14 protein-coding genes are annotated in these 16,409 nt (G+C 64.3%); 11 read left to right on the plus strand and 3 right to left on the minus strand.

The features are described from left to right. Positions 1 to 3: 3 nt before the first annotated feature. The 11 genes from bchB to E6P07_RS13200 all read left to right on the plus strand — a co-directional run bounded on the left by bchB (position 4) and on the right by E6P07_RS13200 (position 13,687). Positions 4 to 1,560 carry a ferredoxin:protochlorophyllide reductase (ATP-dependent) subunit B gene (gene bchB, locus E6P07_RS13150; protein ID WP_153976024.1) on the plus strand — a complete coding sequence of 519 codons (1,557 nt, stop codon included), beginning with the start codon at positions 4 to 6 and terminating at the stop codon, positions 1,558 to 1,560. Further along, on the plus strand, positions 1,535 to 5,263 hold the full coding sequence (locus E6P07_RS13155; RefSeq protein ID WP_153976025.1) for a magnesium chelatase subunit H: 3,729 nt from the start codon (positions 1,535 to 1,537) through the stop codon (positions 5,261 to 5,263). Before bchB ends, E6P07_RS13155 begins: the two co-directional genes overlap by 26 nt. Before the next feature lie 2 nt (positions 5,264 to 5,265). Beyond that, the gene (bchL, locus tag E6P07_RS13160; RefSeq protein ID WP_153976241.1) at positions 5,266 to 6,171 is read left to right on the plus strand and encodes a ferredoxin:protochlorophyllide reductase (ATP-dependent) iron-sulfur ATP-binding protein; all 906 of its coding nucleotides are present in this window, start codon (positions 5,266 to 5,268) and stop codon (positions 6,169 to 6,171) included. Beyond that, positions 6,171 to 6,872: a magnesium protoporphyrin IX methyltransferase gene (bchM, locus tag E6P07_RS13165; protein WP_153976026.1), complete on the plus strand. Its 702-nt coding sequence runs from the start codon at positions 6,171 to 6,173 to the stop codon at positions 6,870 to 6,872. The genes bchL and bchM overlap by 1 nt, the downstream gene beginning before the upstream one ends. Before the next feature lie 231 nt (positions 6,873 to 7,103). Further along, positions 7,104 to 7,883: a photosynthetic reaction center subunit H gene (gene puhA, locus E6P07_RS13170; protein ID WP_153976027.1), complete on the plus strand. Its 780-nt coding sequence runs from the start codon at positions 7,104 to 7,106 to the stop codon at positions 7,881 to 7,883. Beyond that, on the plus strand, positions 7,880 to 8,539 hold the full coding sequence (gene puhB, locus E6P07_RS13175) for a photosynthetic complex putative assembly protein PuhB (protein WP_153976028.1): 660 nt from the start codon (positions 7,880 to 7,882) through the stop codon (positions 8,537 to 8,539). The genes puhA and puhB overlap by 4 nt, the downstream gene beginning before the upstream one ends. A 13-nt stretch (positions 8,540 to 8,552) precedes the next feature. Beyond that, positions 8,553 to 9,011 (plus strand): photosynthetic complex assembly protein PuhC, encoded by a 459-nt coding sequence (gene puhC, locus E6P07_RS13180; protein ID WP_153976029.1) that lies wholly within the window; start codon positions 8,553 to 8,555, stop codon positions 9,009 to 9,011. A gap of 83 nt (positions 9,012 to 9,094) precedes the next feature. Continuing rightward, positions 9,095 to 9,985 (plus strand): putative photosynthetic complex assembly protein PuhE, encoded by an 891-nt coding sequence (puhE, locus tag E6P07_RS13185; protein WP_246172863.1) that lies wholly within the window; start codon positions 9,095 to 9,097, stop codon positions 9,983 to 9,985. A gap of 353 nt (positions 9,986 to 10,338) precedes the next feature. After that, entirely contained in the window at positions 10,339 to 11,700 is a 1,362-nt protein-coding gene (gene hemN, locus E6P07_RS13190; RefSeq protein ID WP_246172864.1) for an oxygen-independent coproporphyrinogen III oxidase, read from the plus strand. Then, positions 11,697 to 12,296 carry a bacteriochlorophyll 4-vinyl reductase gene (bchJ, locus tag E6P07_RS13195; RefSeq protein WP_153976030.1) on the plus strand — a complete coding sequence of 200 codons (600 nt, stop codon included), beginning with the start codon at positions 11,697 to 11,699 and terminating at the stop codon, positions 12,294 to 12,296. Before hemN ends, bchJ begins: the two co-directional genes overlap by 4 nt. A 50-nt stretch (positions 12,297 to 12,346) precedes the next feature. Next, positions 12,347 to 13,687 carry an AMP-binding protein gene (locus E6P07_RS13200; protein ID WP_246172865.1) on the plus strand — a complete coding sequence of 447 codons (1,341 nt, stop codon included), beginning with the start codon at positions 12,347 to 12,349 and terminating at the stop codon, positions 13,685 to 13,687. An 89-nt stretch (positions 13,688 to 13,776) separates the two neighbouring features. Here E6P07_RS13200 and E6P07_RS13205 read toward each other — a convergent pair whose 3' ends face one another. From E6P07_RS13205 to E6P07_RS13215, 3 genes are read right to left on the minus strand one after another with little or no spacing between them, the layout of a single operon-like run. Then, positions 13,777 to 14,574 carry a DUF4412 domain-containing protein gene (locus E6P07_RS13205; RefSeq protein WP_153976032.1) on the minus strand — a complete coding sequence of 266 codons (798 nt, stop codon included), beginning with the start codon at positions 14,572 to 14,574 and terminating at the stop codon, positions 13,777 to 13,779. A 52-nt stretch (positions 14,575 to 14,626) separates the two neighbouring features. After that, the gene (locus E6P07_RS13210; RefSeq protein ID WP_153976033.1) at positions 14,627 to 15,925 is read right to left on the minus strand and encodes a phenylacetate--CoA ligase family protein; all 1,299 of its coding nucleotides are present in this window, start codon (positions 15,923 to 15,925) and stop codon (positions 14,627 to 14,629) included. Positions 15,926 to 15,963: 38 nt separating this feature from the next. Next, positions 15,964 to 16,401: an ACT domain-containing protein gene (locus E6P07_RS13215; RefSeq protein ID WP_153976034.1), complete on the minus strand. Its 438-nt coding sequence runs from the start codon at positions 16,399 to 16,401 to the stop codon at positions 15,964 to 15,966. Between the last annotated feature and the right edge of the window lie 8 nt (positions 16,402 to 16,409).

The raw sequence follows: 16,409 nt of genomic DNA on the forward strand, positions 1-16,409 counted from the left end.
GACATGCAGCTGACACTCTGGTCCTACGAAGGGCCACCCCATGTGGGTGCGATGCGCATCGCCGCCTCGATGAAGGGTGTGCACCTGATCCTGCATGCCCCTCAGGGCGACACCTATGCCGATCTGCTGTTCACCATGATCGAGCGCCGCCCCACGCGCCCACCCGTGAGCTATACCAGCTTCCAGGCGCGCGATCTGGGTCGTGACACGGCTGCACTGTTCAAGACCACGGTCGAGGCCGCCTATGGGCGCTTCAAGCCTGAGTTGATCCTGATCGGCGAGTCCTGCACCGCCGAACTGATCCAGGATCAGCCGGGCGCCCTGGCCCAGGGGATGGGGCTGCCGGTCCCGGTGCTGCCGCTCGAACTGCCGGCCTATACGCGCAAAGAGAACTGGGGGGCGAGCGAGACCTTCTATCAGCTGGTCCGGGGACTGCTCAAAAGCCGCGTCCCGGCACCTGGCGCCGCCCCTGAGCGACGCGCCCCGGGTGTACGGCCAAAGGCCAATCTGCTCGGCCCAACCGCACTCGGTTTCCGCTGTCGCGACGATATCCTGGAAGTGACGCGCCTGCTCGAGTCGATCGGCATCGAGGTCAATCTGGTCGCCCCGCTCGGCGCCACGGTCGCCGATTTGAAGCGTATCCCAGAGGCCGACTTCAACGTTTGTCTCTATCCCGAGATCGCCGATCAAGCCTGCGACTGGCTGCGTCGCAGCTTCGGTCAGCCAGTGGTCAAGACGGTCCCGATCGGCATCGGCGCCACCCGCGAGTTCCTCCAGGAGGCCGCGCGCGCCGCCGGGATCGAAGTCGACACGACACCCGAGCCAATCTCGTCTAGAATGCCTTGGTACGCGCGGTCCATCGACTCGACCTATCTGACGGGCAAGCGGGTCTTCATCTTTGGTGATGCGACGCACGCGGTGGCCGCGGCGCGGATCGCGGCCGAAGAGCTCGGCTTTACGGTCGTGGGTCTTGGCACCTACAGCCGCGAGTTTGCCCGTGAGGTCCGCGCGGTGGCCAAGCGCTACGGCGTCGAACCCCTGATCACGGACGACTACCTCGAGGTGGAGTCCAGGGTCGCCGAACTGCACCCAGAGCTGGTGCTCGGTACCCAGATGGAGCGCCACATCGCCAAGCGTCTGGGGATCCCCTGCGCGGTGATCTCGGCGCCGGTGCACATCCAGGACTTCCCGTGCCGGTATGCGCCGCAGATGGGCTTCGAGGGCGCCAACGTCATCTTCGACACCTGGGTCCACCCGTTGATGATGGGACTTGAGGAGCATCTCCTCACCATGTTTCGGGAGGACTTTGAGTTTCACGATGGCGCGACACCCTCGCACCTGGGGCCGACGACCACGCGCCCGATCCAGACGCCGGAGTCGACGCGGGCCGACGCGAATACCATGATTTGGGCACCGGAAGCCGAGCAGGAACTGAAAAAGATCCCGTTCTTCGTGCGTGGCAAGGCCAGGCGCAACACCGAGCGTTTCGCCGAAGAACGCGGGATCCAGACCATCACTGTGGAGACGCTCTACGATGCGAAAGCGCACTTCGGCCGCTGATCAGACGCGCCCCAACACGACCCCGGTTCGCGTCGTCATCATCAATCTCGATGGCCATCTGGCGGGGACGACCCAGCGCGCGCTCCCCCAGGTCAAGTGCGATCTGCCAGGTTTACAGCTCAGGCTGCACGCGGCGACCGAGTGGGCTGAGGACCCATCCGCACTCGAACGCTGCAAGCAGGACATCGCCGAGGGTGACATCATCCTGGTCACCATGCTGGTCATGGAGGAGCACTTCAAGCCGATCCTACCGGCGCTTGCCGCGCGGCGCGATGCCTGTGACGCCATGATCGTCTGTATGTCGGCCTCGGAACTCATGAAGCTGACCCGCATGGGCGGCTTCAGTATGGACGGTTCAGGCGGTGGCCCCATCGCCCTGCTCAAGAAGCTGCGTGGCAACAAGGAGCGCCAGCAGAGCGCCGGCGCCCAGCAGATGTCGATGCTGCGCCGCATCCCCAAACTCTTGCGCTTCATCCCCGGCACTGCCCAGGACGTGCGCGCCTATTTCTTGACGCTTCAGTATTGGTTGGCCGGTTCCGAAGAGAACCTGGGCAACATGATCCGTTTCCTGGTCGATCGCTATGCCAGTGGTGAGCGCGCCCATCTGCGTGGCACACTCAGGGTCGCCCCCCCGGTCGAGTATCCTGAGGTCGGTCTCTACCATCCGCGCATGAAGGGCCGCATCTCTGACAGGCTCGATCAGTTGCCCGGCATCCAAGACGCAAAGAAGGGGCGGGTCGGTCTGCTCCTGATGCGATCCTATGTCCTCGCCAACAACACCGGCCATTATGATGGCGTGATCCAGGCGCTCGAGGCGCGCGGTCTGCATGTCGTTCCCGCCTTCGCCAGCGGGCTCGATGCGCGTCCGGCGATCGAGAGATTCTTCATGCAGGATGGGGTCGCCACCGTTGATGCCGTGGTCTCGCTGACTGGATTTTCGCTGGTGGGCGGTCCGGCCTACAACGATGCGCATGCCGCCGAGGAGATGCTCAAGCGGCTCGATGTGCCCTATCTGTCCACGCTCGCCGTTGAGTTCCAGACGCTCGATCAATGGCAGTCCTCGGCCCAGGGCTTGCTGCCAGTCGAGGCGACCATGATGGTGGCCATCCCCGAGCTCGACGGTGCCACAGGTTCGCTGGTCTATGGCGGACGCAGCGGCGGCGCTGAGGATGGCGCGCGCGACATGCAGGCGCACCCGGAGCGGGCCCAGATGCTGGCCGCGCGGGTCGAGAAATTGGTCCGTCTGCGTCGCACCGAGCGTGCCCAGCGTAAGATCGCGGTGGTATTGTTCAACTTCCCGCCGAACGCGGGTAACACCGGCACCGCGGCCTATCTTTCGGTCTTCGCCTCGCTCTACAACACCCTGGTGGCGATGAAGGCCGCTGGCTACAACGTCGATCTGCCCGAGGGCGTTGACGACCTGCGCGAGCGCATCGTCAATGGCAATGCGGCCCGTTTCGGCGCCCATGCCAATGTCCACGTCCGCATCCCGGTCGATGACCACGTCCAGCGCGAGCCCTATCTGGCCGAGATCGAGAGGCAGTGGGGCGCGGCCCCGGGCAAGCAGCAGAGCGACGGGGCCTCGATCTTTGTGCTTGGGGCCCAGTTCGGCCATGTCTTCGTCGGCATCCAGCCCTCATTCGGCTACGAGGGCGACCCGATGCGTCTGTTGTTCGAGCAGGGGTTTGCGCCGACCCATGCCTTCAGCGCCTTCTATCGCTATATCCGCGATGACTTCGGCGCCCATGCCGTGCTGCACTTTGGCACCCATGGTGCGCTCGAGTTCATGCCGGGCAAGCAGGCCGGGTTGTCGGGTGAGTGTTGGCCGGATCGTCTGATCGCCGACCTGCCTAATTTCTATCTCTATGCCTCGAACAACCCGTCCGAGGGCACCATCGCCAAGCGTCGTTCGGCGGCGACCCTGATCAGCTACATCACCCCACCGATCGCCCATGCCGGGCTCTACAAGGGGCTGGTCGATCTCAAGGGCTCGCTGGAACGCTGGCGTTCGCTGCCGCCATCCGAGCTCGAGGAGCGCCGCTCTGTGGCCGAGCTCATCCAGGCCCAGGCCGCCGAGCTGGAGTTAGCGCCGCTTACGCCGGCCTGGGCCGAGGATGAGGTCGGGTCGCGCATCGCCAAGCTCAGCGAGGACGTGTTGGAGCTGGAATACACCCTGATCCCGCACGGTCTGCACGTCGTCGGCGAGGCGCCGAACGAGGAGGAGCGGGTCGATCTCCTGATGGCAGTCGCCGAGTCCACCAAGGACCTCCGCCCCGAGCGTGCCGCGCTCGCGGCCCTGGTCGCCGGTCAGCCGCCCGAGAAGGCGCTCAAGGCCGGCAAGATGGCGGCGAGCGACGAGAACCGCGAGCTCTTCCGCGAACTGGCTGAGATCGACCGGCTGTTGGTGCAAGATACCGAGATCCCGGCCATCCTGCGTGCGCTCGACGGACGTTTCATCCCCCCGGCCCCGGGTGGTGACCTGCTACGCACCCCGGCGATCCTGCCGACCGGACGCAATCTGCATGGCTTCGATCCCTTCCGCCTGCCGAGCCTGTTCGCAGTCAAGGACGGTGCCAAACAGGCCGAGCGCCTGATCGCACGTCATCTGGCCGGGGGCAATGGTTTCCCTGAGACCATCGCGCTCGTGCTCTGGGGTACCGACAACCTCAAGACCGAGGGCGGCCCCATCGGTCAGGCCCTGGCCCTGATCGGTGCCCGTCCGCGTTTTGATAACTATGGCCGGCTCGCCGGCGCGACCCTGATCCCGCTCGAGGAGCTGGGTCGGCCGCGCGTCGATGTGGTCATGACCCTGTCGGGTATCTTCCGTGACCTGCTGCCCTTGCAGACCAGGCTGCTGGCCGAGGCCGCCTACCTGGCGGCCTGCGCCGAGGAGCCGGTCGAGCAGAACTTCATCCGCAAGCATGCGCTCGAGTATCAGGCCGCCCATGGCTGTGATCTCGAGACTGCCGCCCTGCGCGTCTTCAGTAACGCCGACGGCGCCTATGGTGCCAACGTCAACCACCTGATCGACAGCAGCACCTGGGACGACGAGGGCGAGCTGGCCGAGACCTATACCCGCCGCAAGAGCTTTGCCTATGGCCGCTCGGGTCGGCCGGTGCAGCAGGCCGAGCTGCTCAAGAGCTGTCTCAGCCAGGTGCAACTGGCCTATCAGAACCTCGACTCGGTCGAGCTGGGCGTGACCACGGTCGACCATTACTTCGACACCCTGGGCGGCATCGCCAAGGCGGTCGGTCAGTATAAGGGTGACGAGGTGCCGGTCTATATCGGTGACCAGACGCGCGGCGACGGCGTGGTCCGGACCCTGGCCGAACAGGTGGCGCTCGAGACCCGCACCCGCATGCTCAACCCCAAGTGGTACGAGGGTATGCTCAAGCACGGCTACGAGGGCGTGCGTCAGATCGAGGTCCATGTCACCAATACCCTGGGCTGGTCGGCCACCACCGGTCAGGTCGCGCCCTGGGTCTATCAGCAGCTGACCGAGACCTTCATCCTCGACGAGGAGATGCGTAACCGGCTTGCGGCGCTCAATCCGACCGCCTCGGCCAAGGTCGCGAATCGTCTGATCGAGGCCCATGAACGCAACTACTGGTCGCCCGACGAGGCGACGCTCGAGGCGCTCAGACGCGCGGGAGAGGAATTGGAGGATCGGCTTGAGGGCGTATTCCAGGAGGCGGCGGCGTGACGATGCAGGCATCCTCCAGCGGCTTCCGTCTGCCCAGTCATCCGGACGGGGAGGGCAGCGTGCAGGTCCAGCTCGATCCCGACATCCGGATCGAGGGTGCCAAGGTCTTCGCCATCTATGGCAAGGGCGGGATCGGCAAGAGTACGACCTCCTCGAACCTCTCGGTCGCCTTTTCCAAGCTCGGTAAGCGCGTGCTCCAGATCGGCTGCGATCCCAAGCACGACTCGACCTTCACCCTCACCAAGTGTCTGGTGCCGACGGTCATCGACATCCTGGAGTCGGTGAACTTCCATGCCGAGGAGCTGCGCCCGAGCGACTATGTCTACGAGGGCTACAATGGTGTGATGTGCGTCGAGGCCGGAGGCCCACCCGCCGGCACCGGCTGCGGCGGCTATGTGGTCGGGCAGACGGTCAAGCTGCTCAAGCAGCACCATCTGCTCGAAGACACGGATGTCGTGGTATTCGATGTACTCGGCGATGTGGTCTGCGGCGGGTTCGCTGCGCCCTTGCAGCATGCCGAGCGCGCCTTGATCGTCACCGCCAACGACTTCGACTCGATCTTTGCCATGAACCGCATCGCGGCGGCGATCCTAGCCAAGTCTAAGCACTACAGGGTCCGGCTCGGTGGCCTGATCGCCAACCGTAGTCGTAACACCGATGAGATCGACCGCTTCGCCGCGGCGGTCGGGCTCAGGCGTCTGGCCCATCTGCCGGATCTGGACATCATCCGCCGCAGTCGCCTGAAAAAATCGACCGTGTTCGAGATGGAGCCCGAGCCCGGCTCGGGTCTGGAGGAGGCGCAGCAGCAGTATCTGCAATTGGCGCAACAATTGTTGGATGGCGTCGAACCGCTAGAGGTGCGTCCGATGGCCGATCGCGACATCTTCGAGTTTTTAGGGTTCAATTGATGCTGGACGCCTCCTATCACGAACGGCGCGGCAAGATCAAAACCTATTTCGATCGCACCGCCGCCGACGCCTGGTCCAAGCTGACCTCGGACGCCAAGGTCAGCCGGGTGCGCGAGACGGTGCGCGCTGGGCGTGACGAGATGCGCCGCACCTTGTTGAGCTGGCTGCCCGAGGACCTGAGCGGCAAACGGTTGCTCGATGCCGGCTGCGGTACCGGGATGCTGGCGGTCGAGGCGGCGCGGCGCGGGGCCGAGGTCGTCGCCATCGACGTGGCCCCGACGCTCATTGAGATCGCCCGCGAGCGTCTGCCGGCGGATCTGGGGCCGGGTTCGGTCGCGTTTTTGGCCGGTGATATGCTCGATCCGGCGCATGGCCAGTTCGATCATGTGGTCGCCATGGACTCACTCATCCACTATCGCCCCGAGGACGTGGTGAAGGTCTTGGCAGGGCTGGCTGCGCGCACCCTGGGCTCGATCGTCTTCACCTTTGCACCGAGGACGATCCCGCTGACCATCCTGCATGCGATCGGTCAGCTCTTTCCGCGTTCCGATCGCTCGCCGGCCATCGAGCCCGTGAGCGAGGCGAGGCTGCGGGGCCTGATTGGCGCAGACTCCGGGCTGAGCGCGTGGCAGCCCGGAAGGACGAGACGCATCGCCGTCGGGTTCTATATGTCTCAGGGGCTGGAGCTACTCCCGCGCTGAGACGTTGTGGTGAGACGCTCGCGATGGGGTCACCCCGTGCGAGCGGTTGGGTGGGCCTGGGGGATTACTCGGCAGACCCCAGGCGATTGGAATCGAGGACTGTGTTTCGCTACGCGGGTTGTTCTAAGGCTGTCTAGGCGCCTGACGAATGGATTCGGCCCATGGCAGCCACCGCGCATCGGTCTAGCCGGTCACCCCGGTTGGCTTAATTACTCTAACGGAGGTTAACTCATGTCTGCTGGCATCACTCATTATATCGACGCCGCCCAGATCACCATCTGGGCCTTCTGGCTCTTCTTCTTCGGCCTCATCATCTATCTGCGTCGCGAGGATAAGCGCGAAGGCTATCCGCTCGACTCGGACCGCACCGAGCGCTCGGGCGGTCGCGTCAAGGTCGTGGGCTTCCCCGATCTGCCCGACCCCAAGACCTTCGTCCTGCCGCACAATGGCGGTACCGTCGTGGCCCCGCGCGTCGAGGCGCCGGTGGCGGTCAATGCCACGCCCTTCTCTCCGGCCCCCGGCTCGCCGCTCGTGCCCAATGGCGATCCGATGCTCTCGGGTTTCGGCCCGGCGGCCTCGCCCGATCGTCCTAAGCACTGCGATCTGACCTTCGAGGGTCTTCCCAAGATCGTGCCGATGCGTGTGGCCAAGGAGTTCTCGATCGCGGAGGGCGATCCGGACCCGCGCGGCATGACCGTCGTTGGTCTCGACGGCGAGGTCGCGGGCACCGTTTCCGACGTCTGGGTCGATCGTTCCGAACCGCAGATCCGTTATCTGGAAGTTGAGGTCGCCGCCAACAAGAAGAAGGTCCTGTTGCCGATCGGCTTCAGCCGTTTCGACAAGAAGGCGCGCAAGGTCAAGGTCGATGCGATCAAGGCAGCGCACTTTGCCAATGTGCCGACGCTCTCTAATCCAGACCAGGTCACACTCTACGAGGAAGACAAGGTCTGCGCCTACTACGCAGGCGGCAAGCTCTACGCCACAGCCGAGCGTGCCGGTCCCCTGCTGTGAGGGAATATGACTTCGAGCCCATCCCGGGCTTGCCCGAGCGCCTGCCTCCCGGCGAGGAGGTGCTCTGGCAGGGGGCGCCGAGCTGGAAATCTCTGACTCGGCGCGCCTTTCATGTCCGTAAGGTGGCGATCTATTTCGGTGTGTTGGCGGTTTTGGCCGTGCTGGTGGATGCCTCGGACGGTCTGACCCTGATCAGCCTGGTCCAGGGACTGACCTGGATCCTGTTTCTGGCGGCCCTCTCCGTCGGCGCCCTGACCTGGTTGGGGTGGTCAATGGCGCGCTCCAGCCTCTACACCATTACCAACAAGCGCGTGGTCATGCGTATCGGCGCCGCCTTGCCGATGATGATGAATCTACCGTTCAAGCAGGTGCGCGCGGCCGATCTGCGCGTCTATGAAGACGGTACCGGGGATATTCCACTGCTCCTGGATCCCTCCGCCAAGCTGTCCTATCTGATCTTTTGGCCGCATGTGCGGCCTTGGCACTTCACCCCGGTCCAGCCGATGTTGCGTAGCATCCCGGACGCCGCCAAGGTCGCTGGCATCCTGGCCGATGCGCTCCAGGACTATCTGGAGTCGGAAACGACGGCTCGGCTCTCCGGCAACGCGGCGACGAACGATACGGTTCCAGCCTCCGCGACCGAAACCCTAGCCTGAATGAGGTCAGTGAGTGAGTGATGCATCCGAGGGACGTGCCTTTCCCAAGGGCGTCCTGATCGCTGTTGGGATTTTGTTGGGCCTTACCATCGTCATGGTCGCCGTCGCGCGTCTAACCGGCTACAGGCTGCCCCAGGCCCCCTTCCTGCCCGAGGTCGAGTCGCGCGATATCCGCTTCATCGCGCAGCCGGATGGTTCCATGTCCGTGCGTGATGCGGCCACGGACGAGCTCATCCAGACCTTGCCGCCTGGCAGTGAGGGTTTCGTGCGCGGCATGTTGCGGGGCCTGGAACGTCAGCGCAAAGGATACAAGGCCGATATCAGCGAACCCTTCCATCTGGCGCGGCGCGAGGATGGCATGTTGACGCTCGAGGATCCGATCACTGGAATCCGGCTCGATTTGCGGGCCTATGGAGTAGACAATGCCGCTGCCTTCGCGGTGTTCCTGCGCTCGGTTCCGGTGCGGCATTGAGGCGGATCACCCGAGGGGGCAAGACAGAAGTTCCGTCTCCCACGATCTTCCGGACCGCCGAGCGCCGAGACGCACGCTGACCCATGGCTGATTACGGTTTCCCCTTCCTGTTTGCGCTCGGGCTCTGGTGGTCGAGTACGGGGATCGTACTCTATCTCAACAATCTTCCTGGACGCACCTTCCGCTGGACGCTCATGGGCGGGTCGGTCGTCCTGGCCATCGCCATCTTTGTCTTGATTGTGAGCAGTACCTCGACCGGGGTGGTCAGCGCCTATGTCGCCTTCACCGCAGGTGTGGTGATCTGGGGCGTGATCGAGATGAGCTACTTTACCGGCTTGATCACGGGGCCGCGCAAGACGGCCTGTCCGCCCGGGTGCTCGAAGTGGAAGCGCTTTGGGCTGGCGATCCTCACCAGCCTCTATCACGAGCTCCTGATCCTCTCGACCCTGCTGTTCATGGTGCTGGCCACCTGGGATGAGCCGAACCAGGTCGGTACCTGGACCTTCGTCGTGCTCTGGATCATGCGCTGGAGCGCCAAGCTGAACCTCTTCCTCGGTGTACCCAATCTCAACGAGGAGTGGATGCCCGAACCGCTGCGCTATCTCAAGACCTACATGGTCAAGCGAGCGATGAATCTATTGTTCCCCGTTTCAGTCACACTGGCCACCATCGTCGATGTGCTGATCGTCTTGGAGGCGCTTTCGCCAGAGGTCACTGGGGCGGCTGCCGTGGGTCTGATCTTGGTTGCCACCCTGCTGGGTCTCGCAATCCTGGAGCACTGGCTTCTGGTGTTGCCCCTGCCCGACGAGGCGCTCTGGGCCTGGGCGCTGCCGGCCCATGCGCCACACGACAACCAGGATCGCGAGGCTCGCTCGCCGGACGACTCTGTGGCAAGCCTGCACATCCTCCAACCCAGGACGCCTCCTCAAGCGGACGCCTCGAGGCATCTCCCGGCCAGGGTGGGTCGTCTCTGACCCGGCGCACTCGTGTTCGGCCCGTTTCGTCCGTGGCATGACGGGGCGAGTGCGGGGAACTTTCAGCGCACACAGCGCTACAGACTGGAGCTTGAAGATAATTCTCGATATACTGCGCGCCCAACCTAATGGGAGCCGCGTGCTTGCGGATCATCCAGAGTGCTTCCGGTCTAGACATCAAGTCGGATGATAGGGGGTCGGTTTGCATCGATTGCTCGGGCAATCGATGGGGACCAGTGTGAGGAGCATCGCTGGGGGCGCTTCAGGGTTGTCGGTCAGGTTGGAGCACAGGCGGTTTCCCGCAGTGAGAACTACAATGACAGCGACTCAAACCGACTAGGTAGGTGACAGACATGGCGCCTCCTCTCCCCACGAGCCTTCCATTGGAATTCCTCGAACGGTACGACCTCATGGCGCCCGGTTGTCCGATGTCCTCGCTGGGTTCGGCTGGGGACAAACCCTTTACCCAGGCGCAATATCTAGATGTCCTGGACACACTCCGTCAGACGCCTGATGGCAATCTCGCTGTTTACATCCATGTCCCCTTCTGTCACGTGCGCTGTCTCTACTGCGCTTGTGACACCACTGTGACCCATAGCCTGGAGAAGGTCGACCAGTATCTCGACGCACTCGAACGTGAAATGGGGATGGTGACGGAGCGCATCGGTCGGCGTCGTCCGATTCAGCAGCTCCATGTCGGTGGCGGTACCCCAAACCATCTCAACGAGCCGCAGTTGGCGCGGCTGATGGAGATCATCGAGAGTCATTTCACGCTCACCCCAGAGTCCTGTGCCTCCATCGAGTGTAACCCACGCCGCGCCTCGGTCGGTCAGCTCGAACTGATCCATGGGCTGGGGTTCAAGCGCATCAGCTTTGGCGTTCAGGACCTCAATGCCGACGTGCAGCGCGCCATCGGGCGTGTGCAGTCGCTCAACATGGTGCGCGACGTCTTCCTGACCGCGCGCCAGATCGGATTCCAGAGCATCAATCTGGATCTGGTCTATGGGTTGCCGTTCCAGACGCCGCGCGGTTTCCAGACTACCCTGGATCAGGTGCTGGATCTGGGTCCGGATCGGGTCGCCTGTTTCAGCTATGCCCATGACCCCGCCCGCCGCCCCCACCAGCACGCCATCGACACCGCCCATCTCCCATCCCCCGCCGAAAAGCTCGCACTGTTCCACCGCGCCGTGCATACCTTCACCGAGGCCGGTTATCGCTGGGTCGGACTGGATCTGTTCGTGTTGGAGGACGACGAGCTCTATACAGCCCAGGTCGCCGGGCGGCTCTATCGCAACGCGCTCGGTTACACCACCAGTGCGGATCGGCAGGTGCTGGCGTTTGGTCCGAGCGGTACGGCCGAGTTGGGCGATGCGCTCATCCGCAACGAAAGCGATCTGCGCGTCTGGCAGATGCGCGTGAACAATGGTCAGTTCCCTGTGGCCTGGGGCCGGCGTCTCGACGAGACCGACCGGCGCCGACGTCAGGCCATGCTGCATCTCATGTGCAATCTAAAGCTTCCGGCCAGTTCGGCTGCCGATCTCGATCACGAATACGAACAGCTCTGTCGCAAGGCCGAGCAGGGCTTGGTCGAGATCTCGGATGAAGGCATTCGACTGACCCCCCAGGGGCGTTACATCCTGCACGGTCTCTGTTCTGACCAGGACGACCGGGGCGACTGCGGCGCGAATCAGTGGCGTTTTAGGATGCCCTCGTGAGTCGAACCGACAATCAGGGCCGTATCGGCCCCAATGCCGTTATCCGCGTTCTTGAGTCGCTGAATGAGCGAACTGGCCGCACGGTCGCCGAGTCGGTGTTTCAGCGGGCCGGTCTGGGCGGCTACCTCGTGGTGCCTCCCGACTCCATGGTGCCGGAGGCCGAGGTCATCGCGCTGCAACAGGCGTTGCGCGCTGAACTCGGTATCGCCGAGGCGCGCGCGATCGCGCGCGATGCCGGGCGGCGCACCGGCGACTATCTGCTCGCGCGACGCATCCCGCGTCCGGCCCAGGTCCTGCTCAAGATCCTGCCAGCGAAGTTGGCTGCCCATACCCTGCTCAAGGCGATCGCGGGCAATGCCTGGACCTTCGTCGGGACCGGGCGGTTTATGGTCGTGTCTGACGATCCGCCGCGGATCGAGATCACTGATTCGCCGCTCTGTCGCGGCACCCAGTCCGACGAGCCGTTGTGCGACTTCTATGTCGGCACCTTCGAGCGGCTGTTCCGGGTGCTGGTGCATCCGGATACGGTCTTCACTGAGACGGCCTGTCAGGCGATGGGCGATTCGAGTTGTCTGTTCGAGGCGCACTGGTCATAGCGAGTCGCTCGGTTCTGCACCCTTCCCGGTGGTTGAATGATCCGGGCCCGGTGCTCCTCACCGATGAGGGTCGATTCAGTGGGAGTGCCCTGGCGCACCGGGTTACCGAGCGTGCCGCCGTCTTTGCGGACTGTGGTCTAAAGCCCGGACAGGTCGTGATGGCGCCTGATGCACCTGCCCTCGATCTGATCCTGACGATCCTCGCACTGGGGCAGATCGGGGCCGGGATCTTCCCCTATCGTTCTAGCCTCGATGCGGTTGCACGTCTGGCGTTGGCAAGATCAGCCGGGGTCGAATGGCTGTGGCAACCGGATAGCCTGGATTTGATCCCGCTTGCGGACCAGACCCAGCGTCCGCCCATCGCACCCGAAACACGGGTCGCGCTCTTGATCAAGACCAGCGGTAGCAGTGGTCAGCCCCGGATCGTGATGCACGGTTATCCTGGGCTTCTGGCCTCGGCCCAGCGCGTCAATGCGCGGCTTGGGGTCACCACCGACTCGACCTGGCTCTGTTGTCTTCGGCCCAGCCACATCGGTGGCGCGGCCATCCTCTATCGCGCTGCGCTTGCGGGTTCGAATCTGCGGTTACAGACCGGCTTCGATGCCCCGACCGTACGGCGCGAGCTGGAGATACATGGTGTGACCCATGTCTCACTCGTCCCGCCTATGCTCGCCCGCTTGCTGGATCTCGGGGGCCGTGCGCCGCCGAGTCTGCGCGTGGTGTTGATTGGCGGGCAGGCCTTGAGTCGTCCACTCGCCGAGCGCGCGCTGGCCGCTGGTTGGCCGCTTTGGATCACCTATGGCATGACTGAGACCGGCTCCCAGGTCGCGACCAGCGGACCGCTCACCCCAGCAGACGGCGCATTGGATCCTAGCCTCGTCACGCCCCTACCCGGGGTCGAGATCGCGGCGCCGAGCTGCGATGTACCGCCCCAACGTCTGCGCATCCGCGGACCCATGCTGATGCTCGGCTATGCCAATCCCGAGCGCAGGGCCGGAGAGGGTCTGGCCGAAGGCGGCTGGTTCGAGCCGGCCGACCTCGGCTGTCTGAGCCATGACGGACGCTTGCGGATACTGGGACGCGCCGACGAGATCCGGGTGATCGGCGGGACCAATGTGTCCTTGACCCGGGTCGCGCAGGTTGTGCAGGAGGCGCCGGGTGTCAGCGAGGTGCAGATCGTCACCACCCCGGATACCGTTTGGGGGCATCGCCTGACCGCGGTCTATGCCGGAACGAGCGACGAGGCCGAGCTCGCCGCCTGGTGCCAGACCCATCTGAGCGGTCCCGAATGCCCGCGCGCCTTTCTCAGACTGGAGCGGCTGCCGTTGCTCGACTCGGGCAAATACGATCGTGCCCGGATCGCGGCCTTGGTTCGGGCTTCTGCGGGCTGAAGCCGCAGGTGGCACACCTGAGAAATGAATCCGAACCAGCCTGATGCTTGCGCGGACCGCCGGACCCGAGCAGGCCGCCATCCAGAGACTCAGGGATGCCCAGAGGGTGCATCACCGGCAGTCGGCGCGCCCGGCATGCCCATCTCGCGCTCCTGGTAATCGGCCGGCACCTCGAACAGGGTCGCCGCCATGGGTTCACGGCGGATGGCCCGCACCTCGGTCTCGGTCTCCAACGTGGTCCCCATGAGCTGCATCCTGGACCTGGTCAGGATCGGATAGCCCTTGATCTTCTCCAGCTCGGCGCGTTGCGCACGCCCGGCCTCGGAATCGGCCAAGAGACCCTCGGGGCCAGAGAGGCGCATCAGGTCGGTGTAACGGTCCAGGTCCAGGTTCAGGTCCTCGGCGGCCCAGATCTCCTGCTCGATCTCCATCAGGCCGGTCTTGGCCACCCGATACTTGCGGCAGTTCCAGCCGTTGATCTCGCGTGTCTCATCGGTCGGCTCGACCGTGATCTTGGTCTGTCCCATCAGGGCGCGCATCTGCTCCATGCCTGGTTTGGACAGGCCTTCCATCATGCCCTTGGCGTTGATCGTGTAGAACTCCTTGGCGCCGTGGTTCATGAAGGTCATGTCACCCGTGGCGGGGTCGAGGATCATGTCGGTCCCGTTCGGATCGGTGCTTGCGACCTTCATCTTGCCGTAGGCGACGAGGGTGTGGCTGACATCTTCGGTCGGGTCCTCGCCGCTCAGTCCCGAGCGGCGATTGACCGTTTCGATGAACAGGCCCTCGTCATCGGCCAGTGCGAGGGAAGGGGCGAGCACGAGTGCCAGTAGAGCCGCGAGTGCGAGCGAGACGAGCCGTGCAGAGCAAACACTGAGATGCTTCATCGGTTTTCCTGTGGGTTGATGGGAGACGGGTCATCTGGGGATGACGGGCGGTTCAATCCGTGAGGCCGCGCTTGTCGAGCACCCGCTTGGCCTTGCCGACGAAGCGCTCGAGGCTGCGTGGCTCGACCAGATCGACATGGGCACGGATGCCGGCGATGGTCTGGATCTCGCGGCTGATGCGCTCGCACAGGGCCTGCATCCGGTCCATGCGATCGGAGAAGATCTCGGGATGCATCTCGACCTTGACGTGGATCTCGTCGAGCGTGCCTGGACGGCTGACCTCGATCAGATAGTGTGGCGTGGTGCCCTCGACGCGCAGCAGGGCCTCCTCGATCTGCGACGGGAAGACGTTGACGCCGCGGATGATGAGCATGTCGTCGGTGCGCCCCTTGACCCGGCCCATGCGCATCGTCGTGCGCCCACAGGGGCAGGGGTCGCGATAGAGCTGGGCGATGTCGCGGGTACGATAGCGCAGCATCGGCATGGCCTCGCGGGTGAGTGCGGTGATGACCAGCTCGCCCGGTTCGCCCTCGGGGACCGGTTCCAGGGTCTCGGGGTCGAGACACTCGACCAGGAAGTGGTCCTCCTGGATGTGCATCCCGGTGCGCGCCAGACACTCGCCGCTCACGCCCGGTCCGATGATCTCGGACAGGCCATAGTTGTTGAACGCCTGGATGTCGAGCTGCTCCTCGATCTCACGGCGCATGTCCTCAGTCCAGGGCTCGCCGCCGAAGTGACCGATGCGGATCGACAGGGTGCGCGGATCCATGCCCAATTCGCGCGCGGCCTCGGCGATGGTCAGGGCATAGCTCGGTGTGCAGACGAGCACCTCGGGTTCGAGGTCGCGCATGATCTCGATCTGGCGGCGGGTGTTGCCGGCAGCGACCGGGATGACAGCGGCGCCGACCCGCTCGATCCCAGAGTGCAGACCAAAACCGCCGGTGAAGAGCCCATAGCCGAAGGCGACCTGAACCGTATGCTCGGGTCGCAGCCCGCCGGCGACCAGAAACCGTGCGCAGAGCTCCGACCAGAGTTGGAGATCGCCAGCGGTATAGCCAACGAAGGTCGGCGTGCCTGTGGTGCCAGAGGAGCCGTGGATGCGGACCAGGTCCTTGCGCGGCACCGCGAGCAAGCCGAGCGGATGCTCGCGGCGCATGTCGTCCTTGGTGGTAAAGGGCAGACGCTTCAGGTCGTCGAGTGAGCGCAGACTCTGGGGACCGATATCGCACTGGTCGAGGCGCTCGCGATAAAAGGGCACACGCCGGGCGCGTTCGACCTGGGCGCGCAGACGCTCGAGTTGCAGCGCCTCGAGCTCGGCGCGTGGCAGGGTCTCGGCGGCCCGATCCCACATCGGATAGGGCTGATTTGGCGTCGTTGAGCGCACTGATCTCATGGCACGGAGGACATCAGCTCCTCGGCATCGACCACATGCTGACCCCTGTCGGTCAGCACCTGGATGGCGCGGTCTGGATCCTCGAAGCGGAAGATCAGGATCGCCTTGTCGCCGCGTCGCCGTGAAAAGGCATACATGTATTCGATATTGAGATCGGCATCTTCCAGGATCCGCAGCACCTCGGCCAGACCACCCGGACGATCGGGCACATCGACCGCGACCACCTCGGTCAGGTTCACCACCCAACCGGCCTGTTCCAGGATGCGCTTGGCCTTCTCCCAGTCGCGCACGATCAGACGCAGGATGCCGAACTGAGCGGTGTCGGCCAGCGACAGGGTGAGGATGTTGATGCCCGCGGCGGCGATGGCCGACAGCGGGGCCTCCAGCCGCCCGGGGCGGTTTTCCAGAAAGAGCGAGAGTTGTTGCAGTTTCATGGGCGTGT

The sequence above is a fragment of the Thermochromatium tepidum ATCC 43061 genome, assembly GCF_009664085.1.
GTDB classification, from domain to species: Bacteria; Pseudomonadota; Gammaproteobacteria; order Chromatiales; family Chromatiaceae; genus Thermochromatium; species Thermochromatium tepidum.

Excerpts from the sequence above, each read along its gene's own strand:
- bchM (WP_153976026.1), top strand. The coding sequence starts at position 6,171 with ATGCTGGACGCCTCCTATCACGAACGGCGCGGCAAGATCAAAACCTAT.
- E6P07_RS13205 (WP_153976032.1), bottom strand. The coding sequence starts at position 14,574 with ATGAAGCATCTCAGTGTTTGCTCTGCACGGCTCGTCTCGCTCGCACTC.
- E6P07_RS13215 (WP_153976034.1), bottom strand. The coding sequence starts at position 16,401 with ATGAAACTGCAACAACTCTCGCTCTTTCTGGAAAACCGCCCCGGGCGG.
- bchB (WP_153976024.1), top strand. The coding sequence starts at position 4 with ATGCAGCTGACACTCTGGTCCTACGAAGGGCCACCCCATGTGGGTGCG.
- hemN (WP_246172864.1), top strand. The coding sequence starts at position 10,339 with ATGGCGCCTCCTCTCCCCACGAGCCTTCCATTGGAATTCCTCGAACGG.
- bchL (WP_153976241.1), top strand. The coding sequence starts at position 5,266 with ATGCAGGCATCCTCCAGCGGCTTCCGTCTGCCCAGTCATCCGGACGGG.
- E6P07_RS13155 (WP_153976025.1), top strand. The coding sequence starts at position 1,535 with ATGCGAAAGCGCACTTCGGCCGCTGATCAGACGCGCCCCAACACGACC.
- E6P07_RS13210 (WP_153976033.1), bottom strand. The coding sequence starts at position 15,925 with ATGTGGGATCGGGCCGCCGAGACCCTGCCACGCGCCGAGCTCGAGGCG.
- puhE (WP_246172863.1), top strand. The coding sequence starts at position 9,095 with ATGGCTGATTACGGTTTCCCCTTCCTGTTTGCGCTCGGGCTCTGGTGG.
- puhA (WP_153976027.1), top strand. The coding sequence starts at position 7,104 with ATGTCTGCTGGCATCACTCATTATATCGACGCCGCCCAGATCACCATC.